Origin of the sequence: Bartonella sp. HY328 (assembly GCF_025449335.1) — a bacterium.
Taxonomy (GTDB): domain Bacteria; phylum Pseudomonadota; class Alphaproteobacteria; order Rhizobiales; family Rhizobiaceae; genus HY038.
Genome location: NZ_CP104884.1, coordinates 161308 through 187810 on the forward strand (window position 1 = coordinate 161308; position 26503 = coordinate 187810).

Genomic DNA, 26503 nt, shown 5'->3' on the forward strand with positions numbered 1-26503 from the left:
ATATAAGACAACCGTATAAGGCGCCCATATAAAACATTGGCTCTAGTTTAGGTATAGATTTGCAAAAACGCTATTTATCAAGAATATTAAAATTTTGCTTGCAAACCAATTTGAAATTCCAATCCCGGCATTGACGTCCCCCTCCCCCCATTGGTAAATCGTCGATCTAATTTATAGGGTGCTTCATCAAGACCGATAAGGACAGGATGATTGTTTTGATTAAATAAATTATTGACCTGAGAAAAAAGTGATAGTCCCTTTGAAATCTCAACTTCGCCGCGCATGTTTACGATCCAAAAGGAATTTTTGCGATGTATCCAATTACGATTTGGCTCGGCAAAAGGTATTAATAGATTTTCTTCCGTATTATACCACATTGGGCCCCGTAAAATGCCCGTAACTTGCAATGACCATGGGTATCGCGCTTCTTTTTCACCAAACCTAGTGCCAATTGCCGTTTGATATTTATATATACGCTGTGGATTGCGTGTATTTGAAGACGCTGATGCGCCCTTATCTACCATATGAAAATTATATGCCCCATTACTAAAAAGGCTCCAATGCCAATTTTCTTCATGCGGCCTAATAAGTGGTAAAACATCAAGATGAAATTGCAGCTCGCTTCCATCAATAACAATATCAGCAGAATTATTCACATAATCTGATGTATTACTATTATCACTACGAAGGCGTGTTTGAATACGATCACTGATAGTATTTTTAAAAACGGCAAGATCTATATGCCAATTTTTCCCATAATAGCTAGCACCTGTTTCGATTTGCTTACTGCTTTCAGCTTTAAGGGCAGAATTACCAAAAATGCGCCCACCGCCTAAAGTGGTAAAATCTGCCGCTAATTCGGTAGCTGTAGGCGCCCTAAAGCCCGTTGAATAGCCAATGCGTAAGCTTAACCTTTCACTTGCTTTAAAGGTTGCACCTGCTGACCATGTTGTTGCGTCATAATGAGCGCTATTGGGTATTTGATAGGTTAAATTTGGTGTATAATCGAGATTAGTTTTGCCATAGGTACCACGAATACCTGCTCGCAGCGTTAGACGGTCAGAAAACAGCTTTTGCGAATCCTCGATATAAATAGCATTAACCGTCTCCGACTGGTTATTATCTTGAGGTGCAACTTGCGCAAGATTATTACCATTTACGCCAACACGCTCGCGACTTGAACGCAAGCGACTATGCTCAAAATCCCAACCAATGAGCAGATCATTGCCCTCCCACAGCGCAAAACGTGGTTGAAAACGGGTTCCCATAATATCCAGTTGACGACGATTATGGTCTGATTGCGTGCCAAGGGCAGGAACCCCATTACCGGCGCGGATAATCGGCGACGCCCAATTAAAATCATCAACATCACGTACCCCATAAGCTTGTAACATCCAGCTTATTTTTTTATTGGGTAATTGCCCAAAATAGCTCATATCTATCGAACGATTATAACGGTCATCTTGACTATAAATATTAGCACTCGATCCCCTAAATCCTGCATCATAAATTCCATCGCTACGCAATGTTACTTCAAAGCGATTGTCTTCATTCAATTCATAGCCCAAGGCTCCCGTTACCCCAAAGCGTTTCCAACTCGTATTGCGCATTTTTGAGCCGCCACGACCTGAATGATAGTCATCGCGTGCGCCGCCTGAAATACCAAAAAACCAATCAATATTTTCATATACTCCGCCGGTTTGAAAATTGCCTTTTCGCAATCCCCAAGAGCCTGTAACGGCGTTGAGCTTTGTACCTTGCGCGCTAAGCCCAGTTTTTAAAATAATATTGATGATGCCACCAATATTTTGGCTACCATAAACAACCGATGATGGGCCACGAATAATTTCTATACGCTCAACATCTGCTAAGGATAATTTAGATAAATTTGCACTACCAGCACGATGTCCATTCATTAAAACAAGAATTTGACTGCGAAAATCCTTACCCTGTCCATCACTAGCCCCGCCGCGAATATTGATTGACGTTTGCCCCGGTGTCCATTCACTAAAAAAGCCAACGGCATTTTCGGCAAGTAAATCGGTTATAGATTGAGCTGATGAGCGTTCGATTTCTTGCGCATTTATAACCTGTATAGTTCCGGCAATATTACTGGCAGGTTCTGCACGTCCTGTCGCAGTTATAACAATAGGATCAAGAATGGTAGTATCATCTGCTAAAGCAGTCGAGGACAAAAATAAACTACTAAGTCCAAAACTTAGCCAAAGCTTTTTAGATAGTAAATCCAACATTAAATACTCCAAACAAGAATAGCAGAACGGCGATGACATGAAAGGCTAAAGCCATTTGAAGTAGTGACTGCTTGCTGCTTGAGATGGTGATAAATTTCAGCTCTTCTTGGATCATCTTTTGCCCACTTCAAACGATCTGCTTGAAAATTTGCAAAGATTTGAAGATCATCAATTTCAAGCGTAAAAGTCCAATCAACCATTTGCATCTGATGTGGCTTGTGGTTTTCCAACTGCGGTAGAACAATATCAATTCCAGGTGTTGTATTTTCAAGGTGCCAGTTTGCCGGTAAACATGCAGCCAGAATTAAACCCTTTGGCGCGGCTTGGGCGGCAACAACCCAAATAATTTGTCGCTTTGCCCATTTTTTACAAGTTTCTAAAAAGCCAACAGCATCATCAAAATAAGCTGGCATGGTTGCTGCTAATACCGTATCGGCAGCGATATCATCAATTGTTTCGTCTTGCCAGTTTTTAGCAATAATTTGCGGTGGATTTACAAATTGCGCAAGGCGACTTTGCATGAAAGGAGATGGCTCTATTGCCGTCCAAGCACACTTTAAGCCACGTAAAGCATTGCCCAATTGCCCAGCACCTGCTCCTATATCAATCAAGCTGCCAATATTAGGAGCAAGGTTGTTAACCACTGGAGCAACCTGACTGATATAATTTGACGTATCAATCGCACTTGCATATAAAGCAAGGGGATCAGTCACTTGCTGTTTACTGTGGGAACTAGAATACATTATAAGATTAAATCCTGTTTGATTTTTCGTTCATCAATTTAAGCAAATTAGCGCAGAGTTAAATTAATAAAGAAACTAAGGTAAAAGATAGGGGGAGTAATCATAATATCACTTTTAAACCTATGAAAAGAAGATATATATAATCCACATCACTTTTTTAATCATTGCTATATATATTCTAAACTGCAAGCTCTTGTCTGATGATTTGTGCGCCTGCGCTTAAAGCATTGAGTTTACCATGGGCTATTTCTCGCGGTAGTGGAGCCATTCCACAATTCGTACATGGATAAAGCTTATCGGCATCAACGAATTCAAGCGCTTTGCGCAAAGTATTGGCAACCTCCTGCGGTGTTTCAATATTATGAGTTGCCACATCAATAGCACCCACCATCACCTTTTTTCCGCGAAGAAGTTCAATCAAGTCTATCGGAACATGAGAATTATGGCATTCCAATGAGATTAGATCGATGTTGGATTTTTGTAATTTAGGAAAGGAATTTTCATATTGTCGCCACTTCGATCCCAAAGTCTTTTTCCAATCCGTATTAGCCTTAATACCATAACCATAACAAATATGGACAGCGGTTTCACACTTGATACCCTCAATTGCTTTTTCCAGCGTAGCAATGCCCCAATCATTGACTTCATCAAAAAATACATTAAATGCGGGCTCATCAAACTGGATAATGTCAACACCTACAGCCTCTAGTTCTTTAGCCTCTTCATTTAAAACCTTTGCAAACTCCCATGCTAATTTTTCGCGGCTTTTATAGTGGGCATCATAAAGTGTATCAATCATGGTCATAGGGCCAGGAAGCGCCCATTTTATTGGCTTGCTGGTTTGCTGGCGTAAAAATTTAGCATCTTCAACAAAGCACGACTTTGGGCGCGATATAGCATCGACCACTGTTGGAACACTCGCATCATAGCGATTGCGAATTTTGACAGTTTCCCGCTTCTCAAAATCAACGCCGCTAAGATGTTCAATAAATGTCGTAACAAAATGCTGGCGCGTCTGCTCCCCATCACTGACAATATCAATCCTTGCTCGTTGTTGGGCTTCCAAGGCCAAAAGCAGGGCATCTTGTTTACCTTCAATAAGTTCCTCTCCCTGTAATTTCCATGGTGACCAAAGTTTTTCTGGTTCTGCAAGCCACGAGGGTTTGGGCAGACTACCAGCAGTTGAAGTAGGCAATAATTTATTCATAATAAGCGACCCTATTTATCGGTGTTTTAAAGGCTATCGTTGGAAAAGCATTGTTCAACAACGACTTGATAGCGCTTGATAAAATGCTCTTCAGCGAATTTTCCTTGCTCAACAGCAAGCCTACTTCTCTCTTCGCGGTCGTAAATAATTCGAGTTTGCGAATAATCTTGGTGTTCAAGACTTGGATTATAATAGGCACCTGCAGGGGAATTGGCGTTATAAATCTCTGGTCTATAAATCTTTTGAAAAGTTTCCATTGTGCTGATCATACTGATAAGTTCAAGGTTCGTATAATCATTCAATAGATCACCAATGAAATAAAAGGCAAAGGGCGCAACGCTATTGCGAGGCATGAAGAAGCGAACCTGTAAACCCATTTTTTGAAAATATTGATCGGTCAAAGATAGTTCATTTTGTTGATACTCATTGCCTAATATAGGGTGAAAATTACTCGTGCGACTATATGATTTGCTGGTAGAGGCACTCAAACAGATGACTGGTAACTTTTGAAAATGCTCTAGATAAATCTCCGAGTTAAGAAAATATCTGAACAATTTTCCATGCAGATTTCCAAAATCATCAGGAATACTGAAAGTGGAACGATTTTTATTATGAGCTGGTAAAACAATACTAAAGTCGTAATCGCGGATATAGGAAGAAAAATTATTTCCGACAATGCCTTCAATGCGTTCTCCCGATTTTTGATCAATAATATTCGTTTTCAATATTTCAATCAGCGGGAAAGCATCATTATGACATTGCGCATTAATCGTCATCTCTACTGAAATAATTTCTAGTTCAACGCTATAACGGTTACTTTCAGGGTTATCCCAATGTGCAAGCGTATTAAAACGGTTATTAATCATCCTCAAACTATTGTGGAGGTTCTCTTGACGGTTTTCTCCTCTGGCTAAATTGGCAAAATTCGTTGTGAGCCGAGTATTGTCGGCAGGACAATAATTTTCATCAAAAGGCTGGCTTTTGAGAGCGAAAGTAAAGGCATGATGACCTATATTTCGCTGATGATCACTAGACTGTTGGTCTGTTGCGATGAATGGTAGTGTTATTCGAGACATGATTGACCTCCATAAGTTAAAGAGGCATGGTTCAGCGCACGCATAACAATAAAGACCGTCATATGGCCTTTGTTATAGCACACCAGGACACCCCGCCCGTGGACAATATTCGTCGGGGCAGGTCTCCTGGCTTACGGGTCAACGTCTTTATTTTACCTTCCCAGAATTAAATCCAGTGGTTGTACATAAATAAAGGCTCAACGTTCACAGTTGCGGGGGCAGCTTCGGAACCGAAAATATCTTCACCGAATTCCCTCTTAGCTCTATTTTTTTAAAAATAGAGAACCACGACGATAATTTTCTGGCATAAATAAATGAAGCAGTCAATAGCATATAAAGGAATATTTATATCTCTATGTGCTATGCTCGTTAAGTTGCTTTCCTTGTTAAAATTTAGGTACCATGTTAACTTAAACATTTTGTTTATGAAGTATTATTGCGTAAAAAATTATTGTCTTTATCAAGAGCATTTTTTTAAAAAAAGATTTTTACAAGTTAGTATAAAATTATTCATCATAAGATTACGATAAGGCTTAAAAAAGCTATTATATCCCTGTTCAAAGCCTTAATTGAATTATTGTGACATTGGCGATTTTTTAAACCTACAACATCAGCTTTTTGTTAGGCCTCAGCTCAGTATATTCCATGATTAATATCGCAATTTTGGTAAAAAATTGGTACTTGAAACTTAAATCTTTTAGTATGTTAGTTATAAATATATTAAGTTTGATATTCTGTCTGTTGATCGGACTCAGGCTTATTGCTCTAAATATCGAAATCTGCTTTAGAGTTTTTAAAACTATCTGCAAATTGTAAAAGCTGTTGTGCAAGTTTTGGATTGTCATTAAAATCCAAGGCGATCTGTTCATGATAAGAAAGGGCATCAAACATTGCTTGTTGTTGGTGTTTTCGCGCAATTTGTTCATCGCTTAAATGTTGGCAAAGTGGTGCATTATCAATAACTAAATGGGCGCATTTTTCTGGCAAATTCAAGCAATAGGCATTGCTGGCTTGTTTTAAGCTCGGACCGTCGGCGCTATCATTATGACTATAGCGGCGTACCCAATTTATAAAACCGTGGTTTTGCAAGGCTTTTAATGCACGCACCACACTATCGCGAGAGCGGCGGATTTTGCGCATAATTGTGGCAATGGCTGGTTCAAGTCGCCCAGTTTTATAATCGATAATATTGATAAAATATTCAAGCACTTCAAGTGCAATTGTCCCAAGTGGGCCGCAGCGTTGCCCCTTTTGACGTTTTTGTAAATCAAACCGTTTTGCGGCAAGCAAAAGCCTTTTTAAAGAGCGCCGATCAGTCTTTTTAAAAATCTTTTTTTCAATGGCACCCAAAAGATATGATTTGCGCCGAAACGGTTTTGGCTTTGATATTTCATCAATGGTGCTCATTTGATGAGCAGGCTTTATGCATGCGGAGCTTTGTTGTTTAAAAAATGCTTTTTTAAGCAAGGCATTTTGCAAAAGGCTTTGGCCAAGTGTTTCCATGTTTTTTAACAATGCAAAAGACAATAAATCATTATTCGCAAATTTACCTATGCAAATTCGCGTTATAAACAGACAAAATTTTGCGCCAATAATGGCCTAAGGATCTGATTATATTAAATTATTATTTTGCATCGTTCCTTTCATCTTTTAAAGCGTTATACGGGCATGCCGTTTTTTAAAAAACGGCGGTTTAAAACGGATTTTATTGGTGGGGAGAAAAAAGGCTGGATAAAATGCCTTTGCAAACCTGGTTGCTGCCAAACATTATTTGAATTATTTTGCTTGGATATTTGAGCAAAAAACATCGTTCACAAAAGTTAGAAAACTTATGCGTTGAATGTTTATGCTCATTTAAGCATGATAATAATCTAAGTAATGAATGGTTTTGGATTGCGTGCCAGCAAGATTTTTTAAAGTTTTAACCAATTATCGCAGATTTTACACGGAAGGTGATGGCATGGATTAAACGGCCAATTGCCATGTGATATTGTTTAAACGACATGATAAATTTAAACAAACAACCTCAAGCCTTATAAATGCTGATGATTGAGGCCTTTAGCAATGGTGCTAAAAAAAGGCAAAACAATATCATGCACTAAAAAGCGCGTAAAAATACTTGACAGTTTTGTGCGGAAATGCGATTCTCAAACTGCTACATATTGAGAAGAGGCTTCCACAGCGTTGAATTGGGGTAAAACCTTAATTTAAATCTGGCGGGGCCTTTTTTTGCCTATTGATCTCCTTGTTTTTTGGTTTTCGCAGCTTGCTGATAGGCGCTATAAAGCGCATCTAACCGGCTACTTAAAAAATCTGCAAAGCCATTAAAAGCTGCCTCACCCTCATTTTGTGAGGTTTGACCTGTTGTCGCGCTGTTGAAAGACGAGCTATCTGTCATCAAGCTATTTTGCGCGCCAATATCAAAATTGTTGTTATCCAATACATTATTGGCTTTTGGGCTTTCGCTTTTAGGCTTTAAGGTAAAAATCGCATTGCCATGGCTTTTTTGCACGGTGATTTCAATTGCTTGGTCAGGGCTTTGCCATTTGCTTTTATTGACTGTTACCTTATTGGTTTTAAATTTACTTTTGCTTGTTGCAGGCGCCGCATCTCTAGTGCCAAAATTTGTGGCGAGATTTGCAAAAATAACCGCAAATTTAGCATCTGATGATAAGGCATGAAAATCTTGGCCACCACTATTTTCAGCGATTTCGCATTGAGCAATCAACATGGGCAATTGATGGTCAAAATCATCGTTTGGCATGTTTTTTAATAATGTGGCTAATTCCTCCCACCTACCACGGCCTATACTTGGAGCTTTGCCGATTATTTCTAAAAGGGGCAGTGGTAATTGCCGCGCTAGTTTGATCATTTCAGATATGTGCGATTTGCCAGTGCTTAGGGAGGCACAAATAATCTCGCGCTTAAAGCCGGCATCTTCTTGGGCTTTGGCAAATAGACATTTTTCAATGAAGGATAAATCATTGCGGGCGGTGTTTTCCTCACCTTGAAAAACAATTGCTTCCTCGTCGCTTAAAGCGCGAATGGCAGCTTTAAAGGCAATGCCAAGGCGTTTGGCAACCGCTAGACGGCGGCGACCATAAACAATTTCAAATTCGTCAACCTTACCGGCAATTGGCCGCACGAGACCTGGCACAATTTGCCCTCTTTCGCGCATTGAGGTTTCAAGCTCGCCAATAGTTGCATCATCATAATCGCTGTCCAAACGATCTTTGATTAAGGATTGTTTGATTTTTAAAGGATCAATTTCTACAATTTGACTGCCAGTGCGCAAAACTTCATCGGCAAGCTTTGAGCGTGCCTGCATTTCTTTAACGCCAGCTGCAACTTTCATTAAATGTGGACTGCTAGAACGCGCCAGCTGTTGAACATCGCTCACATCGTCTTTTTCTTCATCTAATTTGGATAAAACGGCGGCAAATAGACCTTTTGAGGTTTTGGCTTTCATTATTCACGCCCCCATGCTTGCACAATTAGGCTTTCAATCTCGCCATTAGCGGCATTTAACGATTCCATCGCCCGATCATAGGTTTTAGGTGCTGAAAAGCGCGACCTTTGCACCTCATAAAGGCTTTGCTTCCATGTTAGGGCATCAGCAATAGCCGTGGATTTGGCAACGCTATTTAACAAAAGATCTTCACCAAAGACTTGCCGCATCAAAGCCTGCATATTGGCTTGTGGCATGTCATTGGCTTCAAATTTGGTAATGAGGAATTTAGCAAAATCCCATTGACTGCTAGCCCCTGCATCGTCAAGAATTTGCATATAAGAGGCGGCCAATTCTAAAAATTTACCGGTTGAATCAACATCAAGCATATGGGCAGGTACCGGAATTAAAACGCCCGTTGCTGCGGTCAGTGATGAAAGGGTTAAAAAGTTTAACGATGGCGCACAATCAAGCAAAATAATATCATAATTATCACTCACTTGTTCAAGCGCTTGCGAAACGCGCAACAAAAATCCTGTGCCGCCCTTTTGGCGCATTTCAAGCGCCACAGCGGTTTCAAATTCGGTGAGTTCAAGCCCTGCACAAATAACATCAAAGCCGCTAATATGCGTTTTGTGAACAATGTCCACTGTTGGTACGGGAGTTTCAAAGCGAATGGCAGAATAAAGCGTGTCGCCATTGCGGTAATCAAAACCGGGCAAGGCACCATGCAGGCTGGTTAAGGATGCCTGCGGATCCATGTCCACCGCTAAAACGCGATATCCGCGCAATGCAAGATAATGACCAAGGTGAATGGTGGTTGAGGTTTTTGAGGAGCCGCCCTTAAAATTACTAACGGCAATAATCTGGCAGTCCTCGCCTTTTATACGGCGCGGATTGATCCATTTTTTGCGGCCATTTTCAGCCAAATAGAAACGCAGTTCTAAAACTTGTTCCAAAGTATAAAGCCGTTTGCCATTATTGGTGGTTTCCGGCATTGGCCCCTGCTCTTTTAAAGATAATTGGCGAATATAGGCTTCAGAAACACCAAGCAGATTGGCAACCTCGGTTGATGAGAATTTGCGCATGGCGCGTTCTGCATCAGGGGGAAATTGCATCATGGTCAAATTATTAAGCGCCTTTTCCAACTTTGCGGAAAAGCTGTTCATAAAATGCAAACTGCTTAAATGACGCGGCAAGTGCTTTCTCCTCATTATTGGTTCAATAAACCTATTGGCTTGACCTATTGCCTTAATTCAATAAGCCGGTTTAATTTGACACTTCGCTAATTGCCTTTATTGATATAACACGTCGAGTGATGAACAAAGCTGCGATCATACAAGCTATAGAACATCGTGATTATCGCTTTAGGCAGTTAAAAGATACGTGTGGTTGGTTAATAAGCGGTTTACATTTTTAAAATACGCCAAATAAACGAAATACGAAAAAATAGCGTTACAAAAATATGTCAGATTCGGATTTGCATTGCAAAAACTAATTGCGCTTTTGATGAAAAAAAATTAACCATAGTTTTTATGGATTTGTTCTTGCTTTGTTCTGTATTCTATTTGGCAACTAAAAAAGATAATGTGAGGAGATGTGAAAACCTATTTCGGCATTTTGACCATAAAAGGTATTTAATCTAATTTTGGTTTACATGCAAGAAAAATCCGATTTTTATAAGATAAGCTACTGGTTTTAAATTGAAAAATAATATTTCAATAATTGTCAAAAATTCATAATTTTAAAGGTACTTTAGTGAAAGTTCCCAGCTGGGAACTATGGCATTGTCTCTCTTTTTATCGGGGTTTATATCTGGAGCGCTATTGGTGGGCTACATCATGGTTCCCTGCTGGGAACTTTTGGTCAATAAAATGGCCAATAAGGACGATTGCCATTTTTTATATAAACATTATATAATTTGCTTTAACCGAAATAAATTTAATGAGACCTTAAAAATATTCTGCTCTACCTTGTTTTAAAATAAAATTAACAACCCATATTCACATAAGTTTTTTCAACGCTGCAAGGAAAGGGTAGTGAATGTCAAAACGTCATAGCAGCCCTTTTAAAAAATCTGTTCTCGCAAGTCTTGTCATTGTTAGCTGCCTAGCTGCCTTTATTGAAATTGCCGATACGCCGCACAAATTGCATGTGTCCCCTACGGATTTGGAGCGTGATCCAAAGCCAATATCAAAGCCGCATCGCTTTGCAGATATTACTGAGCTTGAAGAATTAGCTATGCGAACCAATGATCCTTGGGCGCAATATAATATTGGTGAACGCTATTTGGTGGGCTGGGACGTGGCTAAAAATTATGCCAAAGCCATTGAGTGGCTAACTTTAGCAGCCCATCAAGGCTATGCGCCGGCGCAATATCGCTTGGGAGCCATTTATTTTTATGGCGATGTCGTTAATCAAAATTACCGTCAAGCCTTAAAATGGTTGACCCTTGCCGGCGAGCAAAATTATGCGCAGGCGCAATATCAGCTTGGCCTCTTATATTATTTTGGCATTTATCAATATGACACTCATTATTATGGCAAAATTTATGAGGTTGATAAAAAAGCCGCGTTTAAGTGGTTTAGCCGAGCTGCTGAACAACAATTGGCACCTGCCCTATTTTATGTTGGTTTAATGCAATATAATGGTGATAGTACAACACGAAACCTATTTGAAGCCTATAAGAACATCAAACAGGCGGCAGATCGCGGCAATGATCAGGCGCAATATCATTTAGCTATTATGTATATGACCGGTGTCGGTGCTAAATTTGATTATAGCGCTGCAATGCAATGGTTTAAAAAATCAGCAGAGCAGAATAATAGTTATGCAATGCTGGAAATTGCCAATTTTTATTTAAATGGGTGGAGCGTGCCAAAAGACGAAAACCAAGCGCAAATCTGGCTGCTCAAAGCCGCTTCTTTTGGCAATAAACAAGCCGAAAAACTATTATTACCGGGCGCTGATTAATCGGCCTTATCTTCATTATTTGCCCCCTGCCCCATTCTTGCTGCTTAATCCAGCAAAAGTTTTTGCGCCACCATTTGTCATCATCAAGTGTCAAGTATCAAGCAGCAAGTTAATTAGATGGTTTGCAAAACTGTGTTGTCTTTAGCCATGTTTGGGTTTAGCTTTTGGTTCATAGAGTTTTATATGAGGGGTGTTTATGGGGATTATCAAAAAATTATTAGCTTTGGTTAGTGTTGTGCTTATTGCCCTTTGCGCCCTCGCCGCTTTTGTACATTTTCATTATCCCGATAATCACCTGTTACGCCTTAAAGCCGATATGGGCGAAAAAGATACGCAATATCAATTGGCGAGAGCTTATGAATATGGTGATGGAATTACCCAAGATTATGTCTTAGCTGCCCATTGGTATGAATTGGCAAGCAACCATCATCACCGCGATGCGCCTTATCAATTAGCAATATTATATATGAATGGTGATGGGGTGCCGCAGAACTATTTAACTGCAAAAAACTGGCTTAAATTAGCAGCGGAAGAAGGCAATGGAGATGCGGCACTCAAGCTTGCCGATATGGTTTTTTATGGGGAACTTGTACCGCAAGATTTAAGAGAGGCGCGTATATGGTATCAACGTGCTGCCAACCAAGGCGCGCCAATGGCTCATTATAGCCTTGGTAATATCTATCGCTATGGAATTGGTACCAAAATCAATGATAAAGCCGCGTTTAAACATTATTCCTTTGCCGCAGATTTTGGAGTAGCTGAGGCGTTATTTAGTCTTGGCGTTATGGTTAGCAATGGTATTGCGGTTGATGTCAATTTTGATAGGGCTGAAAAATACTTTCTTCTAGCCGCTGAGCAGGGCTATCGCCAGGCGGAATATAATCTTGGTGTGTTTTATTATTCTGATATTTATGACAAGCACAATGATGAACAAGCCATTTTTTGGTTTAAACGCGCTTGCGAGCAGCAACACCCGCAGGCATGTTTTAATCTAGCCACCATCTATTCAACCGGAAAAATAACCAATAAAGATGACGCGCAAGCAGTAAAATGGCTTAAGCTTTCGGCTGATGCCTATGTACCGCAAATCTATATGCCGCAAGCAAGTTACAATCTTGGTATGCTTTATTATCATGGTGACAAGGTTAAGCAAGATTTTGTTGAAGCCGCAAAATGGTTTCGCCAAGCAGCAGATCGTGGTGATGATTTTGCAAAAATGCAATTGGCTCATATGTATTTAAACGGGCAGGGCGTTAGAAAAGACGCAGCTGAAGCGATCAACTTATTAAACCCGTTGGCGGAAGCGGGCGATGACGAAGCGCAATATCAATTGGGACTTATTTATTATAATGATGGCGCGCATCAAAATATTGATGCGGCGTTAAAGTGGCTGCAAAGTGCCACTGATGGCGGCAATAAACAAGCTGCTATAATGATAGAAAAAATAAAAGGTCAGCAGCTTAGCCGTTAAGCCTTATCGGGCTTAGGGGATAAAGCAAGATAATATTTTCAAAGCCTTTATAAAATGCGTTTTTAATCAATAGTGCATATGCAAAAAGCCTAAGAAAGAATGAACCTAATGGGAAAATATTTTACTGCATTTTTCACCCTAGTTTTAGCGGCTTTTGCTTCTATTGCTGGATTTGCTTATCTTTATTATCCCAATCAACCGTTTCTACGCCTTAAGGCTGATTTGGGTTTTGCAGATGCGCAAAATGAATTAGGTGAATTTTATTTTATTAAAAAAATAGCTGATGAGGATTTTGTTGAGGCAGCAAAATGGTTTGAGCGTAGTGCTAAAAACGGCAATAATACCGCCCGCAACAATCTTGGACTTTTATATTTAAATGGTCTTGGGGTAGAGCAAAATCCCAAGCAAACTTATGCTTTTATAAAGCAAGCTGCTGTTGACGGCGATCTTTCTGCACAAACATCGTTAGCTATGCTCTATTATAACGGTGTTGGTACTGGCAAAAATAAGACTGAAGCGCTCAAATGGTTGCACCGTGCTGCGCAGGAGGGCTATAGGGTGGCGCAAGGAAATTTAGGATTTCTTTATGAAACTGGCACTTTTGTAGAAAAGGATGTTCAACAAGCACTGCTGTGGCTTAATAAAGCTTCTGCACAACATGATCGCGTAGCAACGCGATATTTAGGTATGATGTATTCGCTCGGACAATCGGTTGATCAAGATAATGATAAAGCCTTTGCTTATATTACTAGCGCGGTCAAACAGGGGGATGTGTTTGCACAATATTTAATGTCTATTTTCTACGATTTTGGAATTGGAACAAAGAAAGACAAAAAACTAAACCAATATTGGGCAACATTGGCGGCAAGTAATGGTTATGTGTTGGCGCAATTCCGGCTCGGTAGCGAATATGCAGATCGACTTTATGTTGATGACCAACAACGCACTACAATTAAATGGCTCCGTTACGCTGCACAGCAAAATTTTACAAGCGCCCAATCCTTACTCGGCTATGTTTATCAATTTGGTGGTCTTGCGGAACCCGATGAAAAACAAGCGATAAAGTGGTATAGATTTGCAAGCCAACAAGGCGATGGCCCAAGTCAAAAAGCTTTAGCGGTGCAGTATTTAGTTGGTCTTAATGTTGAAAAAAATCCAAATGAATTTTTAAGACTTTCAACCCTTGCTGGCGAACAAGGAGATTTGCCTGCGCAATTACTACTTGGCTCTTATTATCTGCAAAGTGAAAGCTTAAATAAAGCGGAGGCCATCAAATGGTATCAGCGCGCGAGTGATGCTGGTAGTGAAAAAGCCAAAAGAAAGCTGCATGAGTTAGAGCGTTTTTAAAAAAAGTGTGAAGCGGTTTTCGGACAAAAAACGCAGGTAAACAATTGATTAGAGCGCCGATCTGACTGGATCAGATCGAAAAGCGCTCTAGAGCATGAAAATTAAACAAGGCATCATGTTTTGTCAGCCGTATAAATTGAGTAATTACTATTATAAAACAATTAGTTATAATTTTTGACTGGATTTTTTGCCGCCATTTCATTAGGGCAAAGTCGTGGTTTCACTCTGCTGCTTTATTGCTTTTAGCATTCTTTTTCTAATTAAGCCGCTTACAGGGCGGATAAGGTACCAATAGGGGGTAAAGCGTCTTTTGCTTTCCCCATCAAGGCAAAAAACACGTGTTTTTGTTTGTAATGTAAAACGGTTTTGACAGGACGGTTTCTTATCACCGTCAATAGCATCTATTTTAAACTGCATAGCCAGTTTTGCATTATTGGGCTTGTCAAACGCACAAAACGCTTCACCATCGGCAATCATTTCCAAGCCATAATTGGCTTTCCAAAACTTGCCCACCAAGCCAAAGGCAATTTGGTTATCTTCCAAGGTTTCAAGCAGGGTAAATTTATCAAGATTAAACGGAGTAGGGGCGACGTCTTTTAATAATTTACAAGCTTGCAAAAGCCGCAACGGAATTTCGCGTAAAGCAATAAAACTGGCAATGAGCCAATCCTTTTGCGCATCATAATGCTGGAGAGCGGAAAATATCTTTTGACGCGGTGCATGAATTTCAATTGCATGCACTTCTTCAAATTGGAAATTGGGTAGATATTTATCGATCAAGTCGCTCATACTATAGTATGATAGTGGTTTTTTAAAAAAGGCAAGTTCAAATTACCAATTATTTTAAAAACGAGCTATTTTATAAATTTGTCTGGCAATCATCTTTAATTACAACAGTGCCAAATTATTTTAAAAATTTTTAAATGTGTTGAATTGGATGATAAATTATTTAAAAATATCGTGGCAGTTGGTTTGGTTGACTTAACAGGCTTAAATTTTTGCAGTTAAACTTTAATGGGGTAAAATATGTTTAAATTTTTGCGAAAGAAATCAGGGCGCCTAACCTTTAAAATTATTTTGTCGGTTTTATTGGTTTTGGGAGGAGCAATGTCAGTATTGGCTCAACAACAAATCGTAACTAAAATACAAAATTATGAGTTTAAAGACAATAAATTCATCATACAAACAGATGATGGAGAATTTTACGCGACCTTATTTCAACTAGATGAAGACGGCATTACCCGATTTTTAATGCAACTCTCGTTGTTGAAAGAACACCATAAAAAAGTTTATATCGAGAAAGAGGATACAAAAATTTTAGCTATTCAGGGTTTGTCTTGTCAACCGCTAGAATTTTTAAAAGAAGATGATGACTTAATATATATGATTTACGGTATAGCGCCGGCTATTATGCGAATAAATAAGCACAATGATGTTTTATATAATAAATATTTGCAACATGCCGCAGTCATTAAAAGAAATTCGCATGATAAGAATAAGCAATTTGTGGAATATGCTTCGACGAATGAGGGCATTGTTGACTATATGGGTGGGCTTTGTCCAAGTTTAGATAACGAACAATAAATAGCGGGCAATAGATTGTCTAACGCTTATTGGCATTGCTAGGCCTTTTTCATTTTTCGCAAACCCATTGCTGTCATTTAGAAAACTTGCAATTTCAGTGCATTCGCAAAATATAGCAACTTCTTATGATGTTTTTATCAAAACAGCAAATAAGAGCAAATGTTAAAATCATTGGGGCTAAGCTTAAATAACTGAAATTACCTAAGGTAGCCCAATGATTTTTTACTTTTATAATATTGCCATTTATGCTCCGCGTTTAAACCTCGCAGGCTATCACATAGTCGGCGCCATAACGTAAGCCATTTTCTTCGCGGCAAAGAGCAAGGCCATCGCGACGCAAAGATTCAATGGTGGTCGCAAAAGATTTCGCAAGTGCTTTGTCTTTAAATAAGGGGAGGCGGCGCACGCACATATCTAATTGCGAATGAACCCATTTTTCACGGTAGCGGTTGGGAAAACGCCGCGCTTCGGTTATTTTAAAGCCAGCAGCATTTAAACTATTTAACGTCCATTCGGCTGGAAATTCGCGGTAAGGGCTTTGGTCGGCCAGCAAAAGGCAAACATCGCGCATACGGCCAATTTCACGCACCATGCGGCCAGCTTCAGTGGCGACAGGTGCATTAATATATGGATCTAAGCCAATGACATAAAGTGTTTTTTTGACATGGGGATAAAGGCGGGCAAATAATTTGCCTTGAAAATAAGGGGCAAAGCCTTCAATCGCACCCAAAAGATAATCGGCAAGCACGGTATCAAAGCTTTGGTTTTCTAAAAAAGTTTTGTCGCCCCAATTGCCAACCAAAATTTCATCCTGTGGCCGTAAGCGCTCACCAATACTTTGTTCAATTTGTTTAGCATAATCTTTTGCGCCTGTAACGCCGACCCATTTTGTTGTTGGCAAATTTGCACACCAGTGAGCAGAATTTATCCCGGTACCGGCATCCAAAAAGCTGCCCCATTCATTGGGAGCTTGGAGGCTTTCGATAAATTGGAACAAAGCTGAGGTGCTGGGTTTGCTACTGATGGTGGAGGTTGATGTATTTGTACTATCTAATAAATTATTTGGTTTTTCAATTTTTTTCAATGAAACAATCCAATCATCGGGTATAGAAGGTAAAAATTACTCATGATTAAAATGGCAATGTGAATAGTGATTTAACAATGGTCTTATAATGGTGTTGGCTCTTAAAACAAAGGCCTACTTAATTGACCATATGTTGAGTGTTAACAAGTTTTGTTCTGTTATAATATAACTATTTGTGCTGTCAATTGCTTTTCGCAGTCAATAATGACCCTAGTGCCGCGGTGGCACAATATGTTACACGTGAATCATCATTAACTTTTAAATGCTAATTTAATAAGCTTTCGCTGTATTAGCATAATAACATGTTGCTTTATCAATATTGCTAATTAAAAGGGCAGGGACGGTAATTATAAGTTGGAGTGCATCTTGATTTGGCTGGTTTCACCTATAAATAGCCTTTTATGAGATGTCTGATAGATTTGTTATTTACTCAATGATAAATCCAAGGAAAAAGAAAAAGATATGAGCAATCAGTTTGACAAGGCGATAAGTCTTGAAACCTATCTGAAAAACGGCGGTGTCCTTTCCAAGCCTAGCAATCTTCCTGCTCGCTATCGCGCTGATTTGGTGCGGCTAATGACTTCCTTTATTGATAGTGAGCTTGCTGCCTCTGCTGGCTATGCTTTGGTAATAAATAAAGCACCTGGCTTGGATCAACGCATTAATATGGCCCGTATTATTTTGGAAAAAGTAGAAAGCGGCGAGAGAGTTTTAAGTCTTTTGATGGACCTTGGTGTTGAAACCAATGCTTACAATAATAGCCAGCATTTAAATAATAATATAAACTGGTCTACGCGCTTGCCGCGCCACGGCGATATTAATGGACTTGTGGCAACCGACATGCGTGCGCCGATGTTTCATTACCCTTTTTCAAGCTGGAGCGACGCTGCTATGATGAGCGTTCTGATAGGTAAGGCAGGGCAAATTACCTTGCACGACCTATGTCAAGTATCCTATGCACCATTAGCGGAAGCTTTTAGTATTATTAAGTTAATTGAACAACGCCATACCAATATTTTCCGCGATGAATTATTGCGCCTTGCAAAAGGTGCTTATAAGAATGGCACGAGCCAAGGGCTTAAAACATCATTCTTTTATTGGTTGCCGAAGATACGTGCCATTTTTGGTTCCAGCAATTCAGATCGGTTTGAAAGGTTAAAGGCTTTTGGTTTGCGCCGTCGTAGCAATGGGGAAATGTTAGCAGAATTCAACTTACGCGCAGAAGAATTACGCCAATCTTTGAAGATTATAGCTAAGCTCTAGTTTAAAAATTCAAAACTAAAATCATAATCTATATTAGACAATACGCGAAGAATGCGCGTTTTACCTTGCTTCATATTTTATTTAATTAGTAGCACTATTTTGTAGTAGATAACTACCCGCAATAAAGCAATTGTGATAATATTGCCTAAATGCTATCCTTACCTTAATCAATATTTTGTATCTAATGATGGATAGATGGAAGGTAATATTCTATGACAATGAAATTATTATTTTCTTTTTTAATTGTTTTTTTTTCGTTTAATTTTGCAATTGCAGAAAATTCAACGAGTAAACCACTTATTGATAGTGAATCTGCTGGATATCAAGATATTATAACTGAAGCATATACGGAAATTCATGCCCTTAAAGACAAGCAAATCTTCATAAGAAAATTAGATAATGATAATTTCAAGGTAACATTATATAGTGAATATAATCCTTTATATAAAGATCATGGTTATTATCTTGATATGGACGTTGAATATAATAACCTTCATAAAAAACTAAAATATATATTAGATAAACGAGCCGTTCCTAGTGTTTCAATTGAGGATGTTCAAATAACAGATCTCTTTTGCAATAAAAAATATTTAGTTGTAACGGTGAGTGAATATAGTTTTGCTTACCAACCATCAGCAGAAAATAGTTATGTCGATATTTATATGGATTTAAATCCTGATAATAAGGAGTTTTCTTTATTTGATTATAATTTGTATGAATTTGATACGAAAGGGCCGATTGATCTGCAAATTATAGAACGCACTACCAAACAAAAATGCCATCAAAATAGCATTGAATTTGTCTATGACAATCAATAATTTAGCTGTATGTATTTTCTAATTGTTTAAAAATTATGCTTTAGAGCGCATTTCGATCTGATTGGATCAGATATGCGCTCTAATTCATTGTTTACACCGCGTTTTTTGCCCGAAAACCGCTTCACACTTTTCGGAAAACGCGTTAATATGCCAATTTTCAGCTTGTTTGCGCCTTTCCCAAAAAAATCGATATGCGCCGTCTTTCGCCAATAGACTTTGATGGCTACCTTGTTCAATAATTTTACCCTTATCAAGCACTAAAATTTCATCAGCCGATTGAATAGTCGATAATTTATGGGCAATAAGGATTAAGGTTTTGTTGGCTACTAAAAATGCCAATGCTTGTTGAATAGCGCGTTCATTACTGGCGTCAATTGCTGCTGTTGCTTCATCCAAAAGCACAATCGGCGCATCTTTTAAAATGGCGCGGGCAATTGAAATGCGTTGGCGCTCGCCTCCTGATAGGCTGTTGCCAGCTTCACTAATTAATGTTTGGTAGCCTTTGGGTAAAGCCATAATAAAATCATGGGCATTGGCAGCTTTGCTTGCTGCCTCAATTTCGGCTTTGCTTGCCGCTTCGCGGCCAAAAGCAATATTGTCATAGATAGTGCCGGCAAATAGATAAACATCTTGAAAAACAACGGTTATCATTTGATTTAGCGTTGCTTCATCCATGTCGCGCACATCAATGCCACCAATGGTCACGCTGCCTTGGTTAACGTCCCAAAAACGCGCAATAAGATTAAGGATTGTGCTTTTGCCAGAACCTGATGCGCCAATAATTGCCGTTGTGCTTGCAGCTTTTACCTTAAAGCTCACATCTTGCAAAACCTCATTTCCCGCAATGTAGCTAAAGCCGACATTTTGAAAGGCAACATCATAATCGGTTGGCACTTTGCTAGTGGTTGGTTCTAAAAGCGGTTTTGCGGCGGCAATGCGGTCAAGACGGATTAAGGCGGCATCAGCAATGCGCGTTTGTTCCATAACACTGATTAATGCTAGCAATGGCGCATAGGCGCTAAAAATTAAAATGAGAAAAGTCACCAAGCTTGCAAGGTCAATGGCGCCACTAAAAAAGCGCCAGCCAGCCATAAGCATAATAAGCGGTATGCCAAGACTAAGGACGCCAGCAAATAAGATAAGCGGTACAGTTAGTTGTAAAACCAGCTTTATCGATATATCACGAAAGGCTTTTAGAGCATTATAAAAGCGTTGTTGCCCCGTTTCCACCAGATTATAGGCCTTAATAACGCTAATTCCTTGCACATATTCAATCATATGGGCTGCTGCATCTGCTTGGCCATCTTGTCGCTTAATGCCAAGAGCGCTAAGCCGTTTATTTGACCATAAAAATATCGGCACTGATAATAAAATCGATATAAAGGCGGCAAGAGCCACAGCAAAATCACGCCAGGCTAAAAATGCCAACACCATCAGCGGAATACCAAAGGCTTGGGCAATGCGCGGCAAAGCATCGGATAAAAAGCCTTCAATGGCTTGCATATCACTGGTAAGCGCGCTTACCGTGTCGCCCTTATGGCGCGAGAGGTGAAAACCCATTGGCAATTTACGCAAATGATCAAGAAGGGTCATACGCAATTGGCTCGCTAATGCGTAACTGGCCGACCAACTATTGGCAGCGCTTAAATAGCCAAATAGCATTTGGCCGATAAGCGATACAATCATCAAAGCAATAATTTGCCCAATCCAAACGCCCGTTAAAGGACGGCCATCAATGAGGCTTGTTACCACCCAAATCATAACCCCAAAAGCAAATCCAAGCGCTAAGGATTGCGCAAAGCGGAAAAAAATACCCCTTAGCACCTTGCCTTTAAGCGGGCCTGCCAATTGCCAAAGTCTTTTTAGGCTCTGCAAGTCTGAGCGCGGTTGATTATTTGTGCTTTGATTAACCATTTTGCCCACCTTTTTCCTTTTGATCTTGGTTATAATTATAGTCTTGCCATAATTGTGCATAAATGCCGCCTTCATCAACAAGGCTTTGATGATTGCCTTTGGCGACAATTTGCCCGTGGTCAACAACCAATATTGTATCGGCAGCAATAATTGTGCTGAGGCGATGGGCGATCATAATAAGGGTGCGGTTGGCAATTAAAGCGCCAAGCGCTTGCTGTAAAGCGGCTTCATTATCTGGGTCGGCAAAAGCGGTTGCTTCATCAAGAATAATAATTGGGGCATTTTTTAAAATAGCGCGGGCAATGGCAATGCGTTGCCTTTCGCCGCCCGATAGACGCCGCCCCAATTGGCCTAAATGGGTATTATAGCCTTGTGGCAAGCCCAAAATAAATTCATGGGCTTGGGCGCTTTGAGCTGCGTTTTCAATATCGGCTTGGCTGGCAGTCTTATTGCCACAACGAATATTGGCTTCAATCGTATCAGAAAAAAGAAAACTATCTTGAAAGACAAAAGCGACATTATCCATTAATTGTTGCAAGCCAATATCACGCACATCAACTCCGGCAATGGTTATTTTGCCGCTATCAACGTCATAAAAGCGGGCAATAAGGCTTGCCATCGTGCTTTTACCTGAACCTGATGGGCCAACGAGCGCGGTAACACTGCCGGTTTTTGCTGTAAAATTTATATGATGTAAAACCTCACGACCTTGATAGCCAAAGCAAACATCATCAAAACATATATCGCTATTTTGTAAGTCAATAATTGCGCCGCTGTCCTTTTGCTCGGCTGTATTGAGCAAGTCGCCAATTAACATCGACCCCATGCTGATATGGGCAAGGGTGTGAAATTGGTTAAATAATTTAAGCAATGATTGGCCGTAATTACCGCCTAAAATTAAGAAAAACAGCAGTATTGGTAAATCAATAGTGTTATAATACAGCAAAATCACGCCGACGGGTAAAATAACCGTTATATTGGCAAGAACCAGCGAATAAAATGTGCTGCCAAGCGGCAAATATAACTTAGCCGAGGCAAGCTCAATATCGGTATAATCCTGCACTGCCTTTGCTGTTTGAGAAAAACTCTCGCCGCTGCGGTTGAAAATTTTAACCACCGGCATCGCGGCTAAATATTCAACCATTGACGCATTCATGCGAGCGCTTGCCGCTTGATAGGCACCAGCCAAGCGGCCGCCGCGCATCATCGCCATGGTAAGCAGCACAAAAGATAAAGGCGTGATGATAATAGTGGCAATCGCCATGCGCCAATCAACAATAAAAAGCCAAATGGAAACGGCAATGAAAGTTACCAAGGCGCTGATGCCTTCTGGCAAACCATGGGCGGCAATTTTTTCCAAAGTTTCAGGATCATCAATCATTATTTTTTTAGCGTCGCCACTGCGGTGATTAGCAAAAATGCCAAGTGGTACACGGGCAATATGGCGGGCAAGACTGCTTCGCAATTGGTAGATGATGTCATAAGCGGCAATATGGGAAAAACTAATCGATAAGCCAAGTGATAGAAAACTAATGATAACGCTGATAAGAGCAAAAAACGCATAAAGCACAAAACTGCTTAAGGAAGCAGTGCCATCAATTGCCGCGCTTACAAGTTGATAGACCAGCCAAACCGGCACTAATTCGCAGGCAACTGCTAAACACGCAAGCAGCACGGATAAAACTATCTTAATCCGTGAATTTTGGCTATAATGAATGATAAGTTTTAAACTTGCGAGATAATCTGGCTTTTTATCAATTGCTAGTTTTGATGCTGTTATCGCTTTTGCCATTTTAAATACACCTCCTCTTAAGAATTGTTGGTTTTTAAGGGTGCAAGGGCGGCTGGTGAAAGCCTTGCTTTAACCAAGCGTGCGGCAAGTAAAATAAATAAACACCCAGCTGCAACCAGCAGAAACATCATGCCATAGCCAAGCATGGCAGCAAGGCCGATAACCATGCCAGCTAACATCATTTCGCCAACGACATTGACACTTTGCAACAAGGTGACATCGGTACCAGCTTGTTTACCAGAGCCGCCAAAAGCCATGTTAAGAGTGGATGCACAAACGGCAATAATACCGCTGCCAATATTGAGTAATAAGGTTGCGCAAATAACACTTCCCCAATTAACGCTTACTGTGCCAAGTGCAAGTAAACCCCAAAAAGCTAGCCCCAGCATAACAACAAACACGCCGGTGCTAAGCCCAAACCATAAGCGATAGCTGGCAAGTTTACTGCCTATTGGGCTACCAATAAAAATGAGTATAAGCCCACCCAAGGTGGTAACAATTCCAGTGTCGCGGCTTGTCCAACCAAGATCAACAAGAAATAATTTGGTAACACTGACCCCGCCGGCATGAGCACCGCCATAAAGAAAGGCAAGCAACAATAAAGACCAGATGCCACGGCGGGCAAAGCAGTCTTTTAGGCGGGCTTTGTAAACCACATGATCTGCAGGCGATAAGAAAGGTTCTATAGGATATTCCTGCCAAATAAGCGCAAGGACAAAGGCAAACAATGGAAATAATGTTAATAAAAGCAATAGGGTTTGTTGGCCAAGGCTATCAATAAATAACAAAGTACCGCCGCTTCCAACCATGAAACCTGCCATCATGCCGCCAATTTGCAAAGCATTGGCACGGCTTAAGGCACCAGCACGAAGCCGCTCTGCTGCAAGCCCATCGGTGGCGGTATCTTGTGTTGCACTGGCAGTCATGCCAACCGCCATGAGTATCATCATCAAAATAGCATTATTACTTGTTGTTGGAATAAAGGCCAAGATGATCATCGATAGGATCAAAATTGCTTGCATAGCTAATAGCCAGCTACGCCGCCGTCCAAGCCGCGCACTCCAATGATTATCAACCAAAGGTGCCCAAAATATTTTTAACACCCAAGGTAATCCTGCCAAGGGAACAAAGGCTAATAATTCAAGCGAAACCCCATTTTGCCGCATGATGACCGGCAATGCTTCCATCGCTAAGCCCATTGGCAGGCCTTGCGAAAAATATAAAGCACCAATAAGCGTCATGAGCAAAAGGTTATTTTCCCCCGTTTTGCTCTTAGCTGATTTATCTTGGTTGATAGTATTATTTGCGCCTTGTTTCATCATATTATTTACCACTTAGCCGCTAAAGTGAAGCCAAAGCTACGCCCTAAAGCGGCAACCCCCATATCGGTGCCAGCATAGTTGAAATAGTTTTTAAGATAGGTTTCATCGCTTAGGTTTTTGCCCCAAAGGGTTGCACGCCACCAATCTTTTTCAATGCCAATATGGGCGTCAATAATATTGGTTGGCTTTTGCCTAAATTCATTATTGGCAGTAAAGGAATAGGAGCTGCGATAGCTATAATCGACCCCAGCGTTGACAAGCCAATTATTTTGCAATTCGTGCTGCCAATTTAAACTGGTGTTAAAACTGTGTTTGGGAGCAAAAGGCAAGGGATTGCCGCTATAGGTTTGCCTTAAAATTTCATCAATGAAATCATCATATTTTGCATCTGTATAACCATAACCGCCGCTCAGCGATATTTCTTCATTTATTGCAAATGTACCCTCTATTTCAAAGCCTTTCGAGGTTGCCGCGGCAGCATTGCGATAAACACGGGTAAATGGCGTTGTATAAATAACCGCTTGTTGGTTTTTCCAATCAATATAAAAGGTTGCGGCCGATAGGGTTAAACGTCCATCCAGCATGGTGGTTTTGGCACCAATTTCATAGCTCATTGTGGTTTCAGGATCATAACTATTAGCGCGACCATCGGCTTCAATATAGGGGCTGATGCCACCAGCTTTATAGCCACGGCTTATTTTTGCATAAGCAATATTGCCCGGTGAAAAATGCCAAGTCGCGCTTATCTCTGGTGAAAAATTGGTAAAGGAAACCTCGTCGGCGGCAAAACCTGGATTACCAAACATAAAAGTACCGCTTGGCGTTGAAATTTTAGATGTTGTATCTTTGCGGTCATAGGTTAAACGACCACCAGCTGATAATTCAAGCTTAGGCAAAATAAAATAGCCCACTTCACCAAAGGCCGAATAGGTATCATTTGTTTGTTCAAAAACATCGCGGCTTAACAGATTACGCGGTAAATAGGCAAAATCAAAAAACTGCGTGCCTTCAAATTTTTCATGCATATAAAATAAGCCACCCATCCAACGCAATCGCTCATTATCGTGTGACGTGAAACGGATTTCTTGGCTAAATTGGCGTTGCTTTTCCACCTGCGCTTGGATAATTGATGGCGATGGGGTAAAATCACCATCAAGATATTGCGAAAAATTATGACCGCGCATGGCGGTGATTGAAGTCAATTCAAAGGCATCAAAATCATGATCAATTCGGGCAGAAAATCCACCGGATTTAACATTATTTTCAGGGGTAAAATCATGGTCGGCTTTATGTCTGAACGCTAAGTCAAGCGGCGCATACCAAAGGCCACCATCACTTTTATCTTGCGAAAAATCACCAATAATTTTTATGCGTGTTGCATCGCTAATCTCTCCTGCAACCACAATGCGACCAGTAAAGTAATCCACATCACTAACATGGTGATGATTATAATTATTGACGATATAGCCATCATTTAAGCTCCATGAGGCATCAACCCGCATAGCAAGACCAGTGCCTTTTATCGGTGTTTCAAATGCGGTTCTAACGCGTTTTTCATGATTGCTGGCATAGGTTAAATCAAGTTCTGCGCCTGGCTTATCTCCCGGCAAACGGCTTAAAAGATTAACCGCGCCGCCAATAGTGTTTTTGCCATATAAAACCGATTGCGAGCCACGCACAATTTCCACCCGTTCCAAGCCATCTAACAAAGTGGGATAGCCTAAAGGGCGAGCGATAAAGACATCATCGATAAATAGGCCAATAGCGGGCGAGCGATCCACACCGCCTGATATGCCAAGAGAACCAACACCGCGTATGGTAAGTGGCCCACCTTGGCCGTTAAAATTGACATTTGGTGCATGGAATGCTGCATCTTCAAGATTGGAGACACGGCCCGTCACCAATTGATCTTGCTGTATAACGCTTACCGACACTGGACTATCTTGAATTTTTTCTTCGCGTCGTCTTGCGGTAATAATAATTGGGTCTAAGACCGTATTATTATTATCTTCTGCAATGGGCGTATCGGTTATTGGTTGCGCCGCCACGCTATCTATCAATAAAACGGCAGAAAGCGCTGCAATTAAACTATTTGACCATAAAAATCTAAACCGGCTCTTAATCATGATAAAACCCCTCAAGTTTAATATTTTTTAAAATAGTTTATTTTTGATAACAAGCAGGTGGACTTTCGGGATCGCGTCAAAGA

Annotated in this window: 19 protein-coding genes and 1 riboswitch; of the genes, 6 read left to right on the forward strand and 13 right to left on the reverse strand. The window is 40.4% G+C overall.

The window, feature by feature from the left end; all coding sequences use genetic code 11:
- Nucleotides 1–86 precede the first annotated feature (86 nt).
- The 7 genes from N5852_RS14170 to repA form a co-directional block, all read right to left on the reverse strand.
- Nucleotides 87–2252 (reverse strand): TonB-dependent receptor, encoded by a 2166-nt coding sequence (locus N5852_RS14170; protein ID WP_262099811.1) that lies wholly within the window; start codon nucleotides 2250–2252, stop codon nucleotides 87–89.
- Nucleotides 2252–2995 carry a class I SAM-dependent methyltransferase gene (locus N5852_RS14175; protein ID WP_262099812.1) on the reverse strand — a complete coding sequence of 248 codons (744 nt, stop codon included), beginning with the start codon at nucleotides 2993–2995 and terminating at the stop codon, nucleotides 2252–2254. Before N5852_RS14175 ends, N5852_RS14170 begins: the two co-directional genes overlap by 1 nt.
- Nucleotides 2996–3173: 178 nt before the next feature.
- On the reverse strand, nucleotides 3174–4202 hold the full coding sequence (locus tag N5852_RS14180; protein WP_262099813.1) for a methionine synthase: 1029 nt from the start codon (nucleotides 4200–4202) through the stop codon (nucleotides 3174–3176).
- 26 nt (nucleotides 4203–4228) lie between these two features.
- Nucleotides 4229–5278, reverse strand: a complete 1050-nt coding sequence (locus N5852_RS14185) for a DUF1852 domain-containing protein (RefSeq protein WP_262099814.1) — start codon at nucleotides 5276–5278, stop codon at nucleotides 4229–4231.
- Nucleotides 5279–5376: 98 nt separating this feature from the next.
- Nucleotides 5377–5583, reverse strand: a riboswitch (cobalamin riboswitch).
- Nucleotides 5584–6043: 460 nt separating this feature from the next.
- Nucleotides 6044–6685, reverse strand: coding sequence for a helix-turn-helix domain-containing protein (locus tag N5852_RS14190; RefSeq protein ID WP_262099815.1), 642 nt, complete (start codon nucleotides 6683–6685; stop codon nucleotides 6044–6046).
- Nucleotides 6686–7511: 826 nt separating this feature from the next.
- Entirely contained in the window at nucleotides 7512–8747 is a 1236-nt protein-coding gene (repB, locus tag N5852_RS14195) for a plasmid partitioning protein RepB (protein ID WP_262099816.1), read from the reverse strand.
- Nucleotides 8747–9925 carry a plasmid partitioning protein RepA gene (gene repA / locus N5852_RS14200; RefSeq protein WP_262099817.1) on the reverse strand — a complete coding sequence of 393 codons (1179 nt, stop codon included), beginning with the start codon at nucleotides 9923–9925 and terminating at the stop codon, nucleotides 8747–8749. The genes repB and repA overlap by 1 nt, the downstream gene beginning before the upstream one ends.
- A gap of 844 nt (nucleotides 9926–10769) precedes the next feature.
- Between repA and N5852_RS14205 the strand changes: the two genes are divergently transcribed.
- From N5852_RS14205 to N5852_RS14215, 3 genes are all read left to right on the forward strand, one after another.
- Complete coding sequence (locus tag N5852_RS14205; RefSeq protein ID WP_262099819.1) at nucleotides 10770–11699, forward strand: tetratricopeptide repeat protein; 930 nt, start codon at nucleotides 10770–10772, stop codon at nucleotides 11697–11699.
- 196 nt (nucleotides 11700–11895) lie between these two features.
- The gene (locus N5852_RS14210; protein WP_262099820.1) at nucleotides 11896–13170 is read left to right on the forward strand and encodes a tetratricopeptide repeat protein; all 1275 of its coding nucleotides are present in this window, start codon (nucleotides 11896–11898) and stop codon (nucleotides 13168–13170) included.
- A gap of 108 nt (nucleotides 13171–13278) precedes the next feature.
- The gene (locus tag N5852_RS14215; protein WP_262099821.1) at nucleotides 13279–14517 is read left to right on the forward strand and encodes a tetratricopeptide repeat protein; all 1239 of its coding nucleotides are present in this window, start codon (nucleotides 13279–13281) and stop codon (nucleotides 14515–14517) included.
- A 201-nt stretch (nucleotides 14518–14718) separates the two neighbouring features.
- On the opposite strand, the gene N5852_RS14220 is transcribed toward N5852_RS14215, so the two are convergent.
- Entirely contained in the window at nucleotides 14719–15306 is a 588-nt protein-coding gene (locus N5852_RS14220) for a hypothetical protein (RefSeq protein WP_262099823.1), read from the reverse strand.
- 237 nt (nucleotides 15307–15543) lie between these two features.
- Here N5852_RS14220 and N5852_RS14225 point away from each other — a divergent pair, with 237 nt between their 5' ends.
- Nucleotides 15544–16101 carry a hypothetical protein gene (locus tag N5852_RS14225; RefSeq protein WP_262099824.1) on the forward strand — a complete coding sequence of 186 codons (558 nt, stop codon included), beginning with the start codon at nucleotides 15544–15546 and terminating at the stop codon, nucleotides 16099–16101.
- A 256-nt stretch (nucleotides 16102–16357) separates the two neighbouring features.
- Here N5852_RS14225 and N5852_RS14230 read toward each other — a convergent pair whose 3' ends face one another.
- Nucleotides 16358–17185, reverse strand: coding sequence for a class I SAM-dependent methyltransferase (locus N5852_RS14230; protein ID WP_262099825.1), 828 nt, complete (start codon nucleotides 17183–17185; stop codon nucleotides 16358–16360).
- A 462-nt stretch (nucleotides 17186–17647) separates the two neighbouring features.
- Here N5852_RS14230 and N5852_RS14235 point away from each other — a divergent pair, with 462 nt between their 5' ends.
- On the forward strand, nucleotides 17648–18448 hold the full coding sequence (locus tag N5852_RS14235) for a Phenylacetic acid catabolic protein (protein WP_262099826.1): 801 nt from the start codon (nucleotides 17648–17650) through the stop codon (nucleotides 18446–18448).
- Nucleotides 18449–18660: 212 nt separating this feature from the next.
- On the forward strand, nucleotides 18661–19266 hold the full coding sequence (locus N5852_RS14240) for a hypothetical protein (protein ID WP_262099827.1): 606 nt from the start codon (nucleotides 18661–18663) through the stop codon (nucleotides 19264–19266).
- An 84-nt stretch (nucleotides 19267–19350) separates the two neighbouring features.
- Here the strand turns inward: N5852_RS14240 and N5852_RS14245 are convergent, their stop codons facing one another.
- The 4 genes from N5852_RS14245 to N5852_RS14260 are packed head-to-tail and all read right to left on the reverse strand — an operon-like array spanning nucleotide 19351 to nucleotide 26420.
- Entirely contained in the window at nucleotides 19351–21180 is a 1830-nt protein-coding gene (locus N5852_RS14245) for an ABC transporter ATP-binding protein (protein ID WP_262099828.1), read from the reverse strand.
- The gene (locus N5852_RS14250) at nucleotides 21173–22972 is read right to left on the reverse strand and encodes an ABC transporter ATP-binding protein (RefSeq protein ID WP_262099829.1); all 1800 of its coding nucleotides are present in this window, start codon (nucleotides 22970–22972) and stop codon (nucleotides 21173–21175) included. The genes N5852_RS14245 and N5852_RS14250 overlap by 8 nt, the downstream gene beginning before the upstream one ends.
- Nucleotides 22973–22989: 17 nt before the next feature.
- Nucleotides 22990–24294 (reverse strand): MFS transporter, encoded by a 1305-nt coding sequence (locus N5852_RS14255; protein WP_262099830.1) that lies wholly within the window; start codon nucleotides 24292–24294, stop codon nucleotides 22990–22992.
- A 5-nt stretch (nucleotides 24295–24299) separates the two neighbouring features.
- Nucleotides 24300–26420: a TonB-dependent receptor gene (locus N5852_RS14260; RefSeq protein ID WP_262099831.1), complete on the reverse strand. Its 2121-nt coding sequence runs from the start codon at nucleotides 26418–26420 to the stop codon at nucleotides 24300–24302.
- Nucleotides 26421–26503: the final 83 nt, after the last annotated feature.

Bases quoted from the DNA above. Each gene is read 5' to 3' on its own strand.
- N5852_RS14175 (WP_262099812.1), bottom strand. From the start codon at position 2,995: ATGTATTCTAGTTCCCACAGTAAACAGCAAGTGACTGATCCCCTTGCT.
- N5852_RS14215 (WP_262099821.1), top strand. From the start codon at position 13,279: ATGGGAAAATATTTTACTGCATTTTTCACCCTAGTTTTAGCGGCTTTT.
- N5852_RS14260 (WP_262099831.1), bottom strand. From the start codon at position 26,420: ATGATTAAGAGCCGGTTTAGATTTTTATGGTCAAATAGTTTAATTGCA.
- repB (WP_262099816.1), bottom strand. From the start codon at position 8,747: ATGAAAGCCAAAACCTCAAAAGGTCTATTTGCCGCCGTTTTATCCAAA.
- N5852_RS14205 (WP_262099819.1), top strand. From the start codon at position 10,770: ATGTCAAAACGTCATAGCAGCCCTTTTAAAAAATCTGTTCTCGCAAGT.
- N5852_RS14255 (WP_262099830.1), bottom strand. From the start codon at position 24,294: ATGATGAAACAAGGCGCAAATAATACTATCAACCAAGATAAATCAGCT.
- N5852_RS14170 (WP_262099811.1), bottom strand. From the start codon at position 2,252: ATGTTGGATTTACTATCTAAAAAGCTTTGGCTAAGTTTTGGACTTAGT.
- N5852_RS14180 (WP_262099813.1), bottom strand. From the start codon at position 4,202: ATGAATAAATTATTGCCTACTTCAACTGCTGGTAGTCTGCCCAAACCC.
- N5852_RS14210 (WP_262099820.1), top strand. From the start codon at position 11,896: ATGGGGATTATCAAAAAATTATTAGCTTTGGTTAGTGTTGTGCTTATT.
- N5852_RS14185 (WP_262099814.1), bottom strand. From the start codon at position 5,278: ATGTCTCGAATAACACTACCATTCATCGCAACAGACCAACAGTCTAGT.
- N5852_RS14245 (WP_262099828.1), bottom strand. From the start codon at position 21,180: ATGGTTAATCAAAGCACAAATAATCAACCGCGCTCAGACTTGCAGAGC.
- N5852_RS14190 (WP_262099815.1), bottom strand. From the start codon at position 6,685: ATGAGCACCATTGATGAAATATCAAAGCCAAAACCGTTTCGGCGCAAA.
- N5852_RS14220 (WP_262099823.1), bottom strand. From the start codon at position 15,306: ATGAGCGACTTGATCGATAAATATCTACCCAATTTCCAATTTGAAGAA.
- N5852_RS14235 (WP_262099826.1), top strand. From the start codon at position 17,648: ATGAGCAATCAGTTTGACAAGGCGATAAGTCTTGAAACCTATCTGAAA.
- N5852_RS14250 (WP_262099829.1), bottom strand. From the start codon at position 22,972: ATGGCAAAAGCGATAACAGCATCAAAACTAGCAATTGATAAAAAGCCA.
- N5852_RS14240 (WP_262099827.1), top strand. From the start codon at position 18,661: ATGACAATGAAATTATTATTTTCTTTTTTAATTGTTTTTTTTTCGTTT.
- N5852_RS14225 (WP_262099824.1), top strand. From the start codon at position 15,544: ATGTTTAAATTTTTGCGAAAGAAATCAGGGCGCCTAACCTTTAAAATT.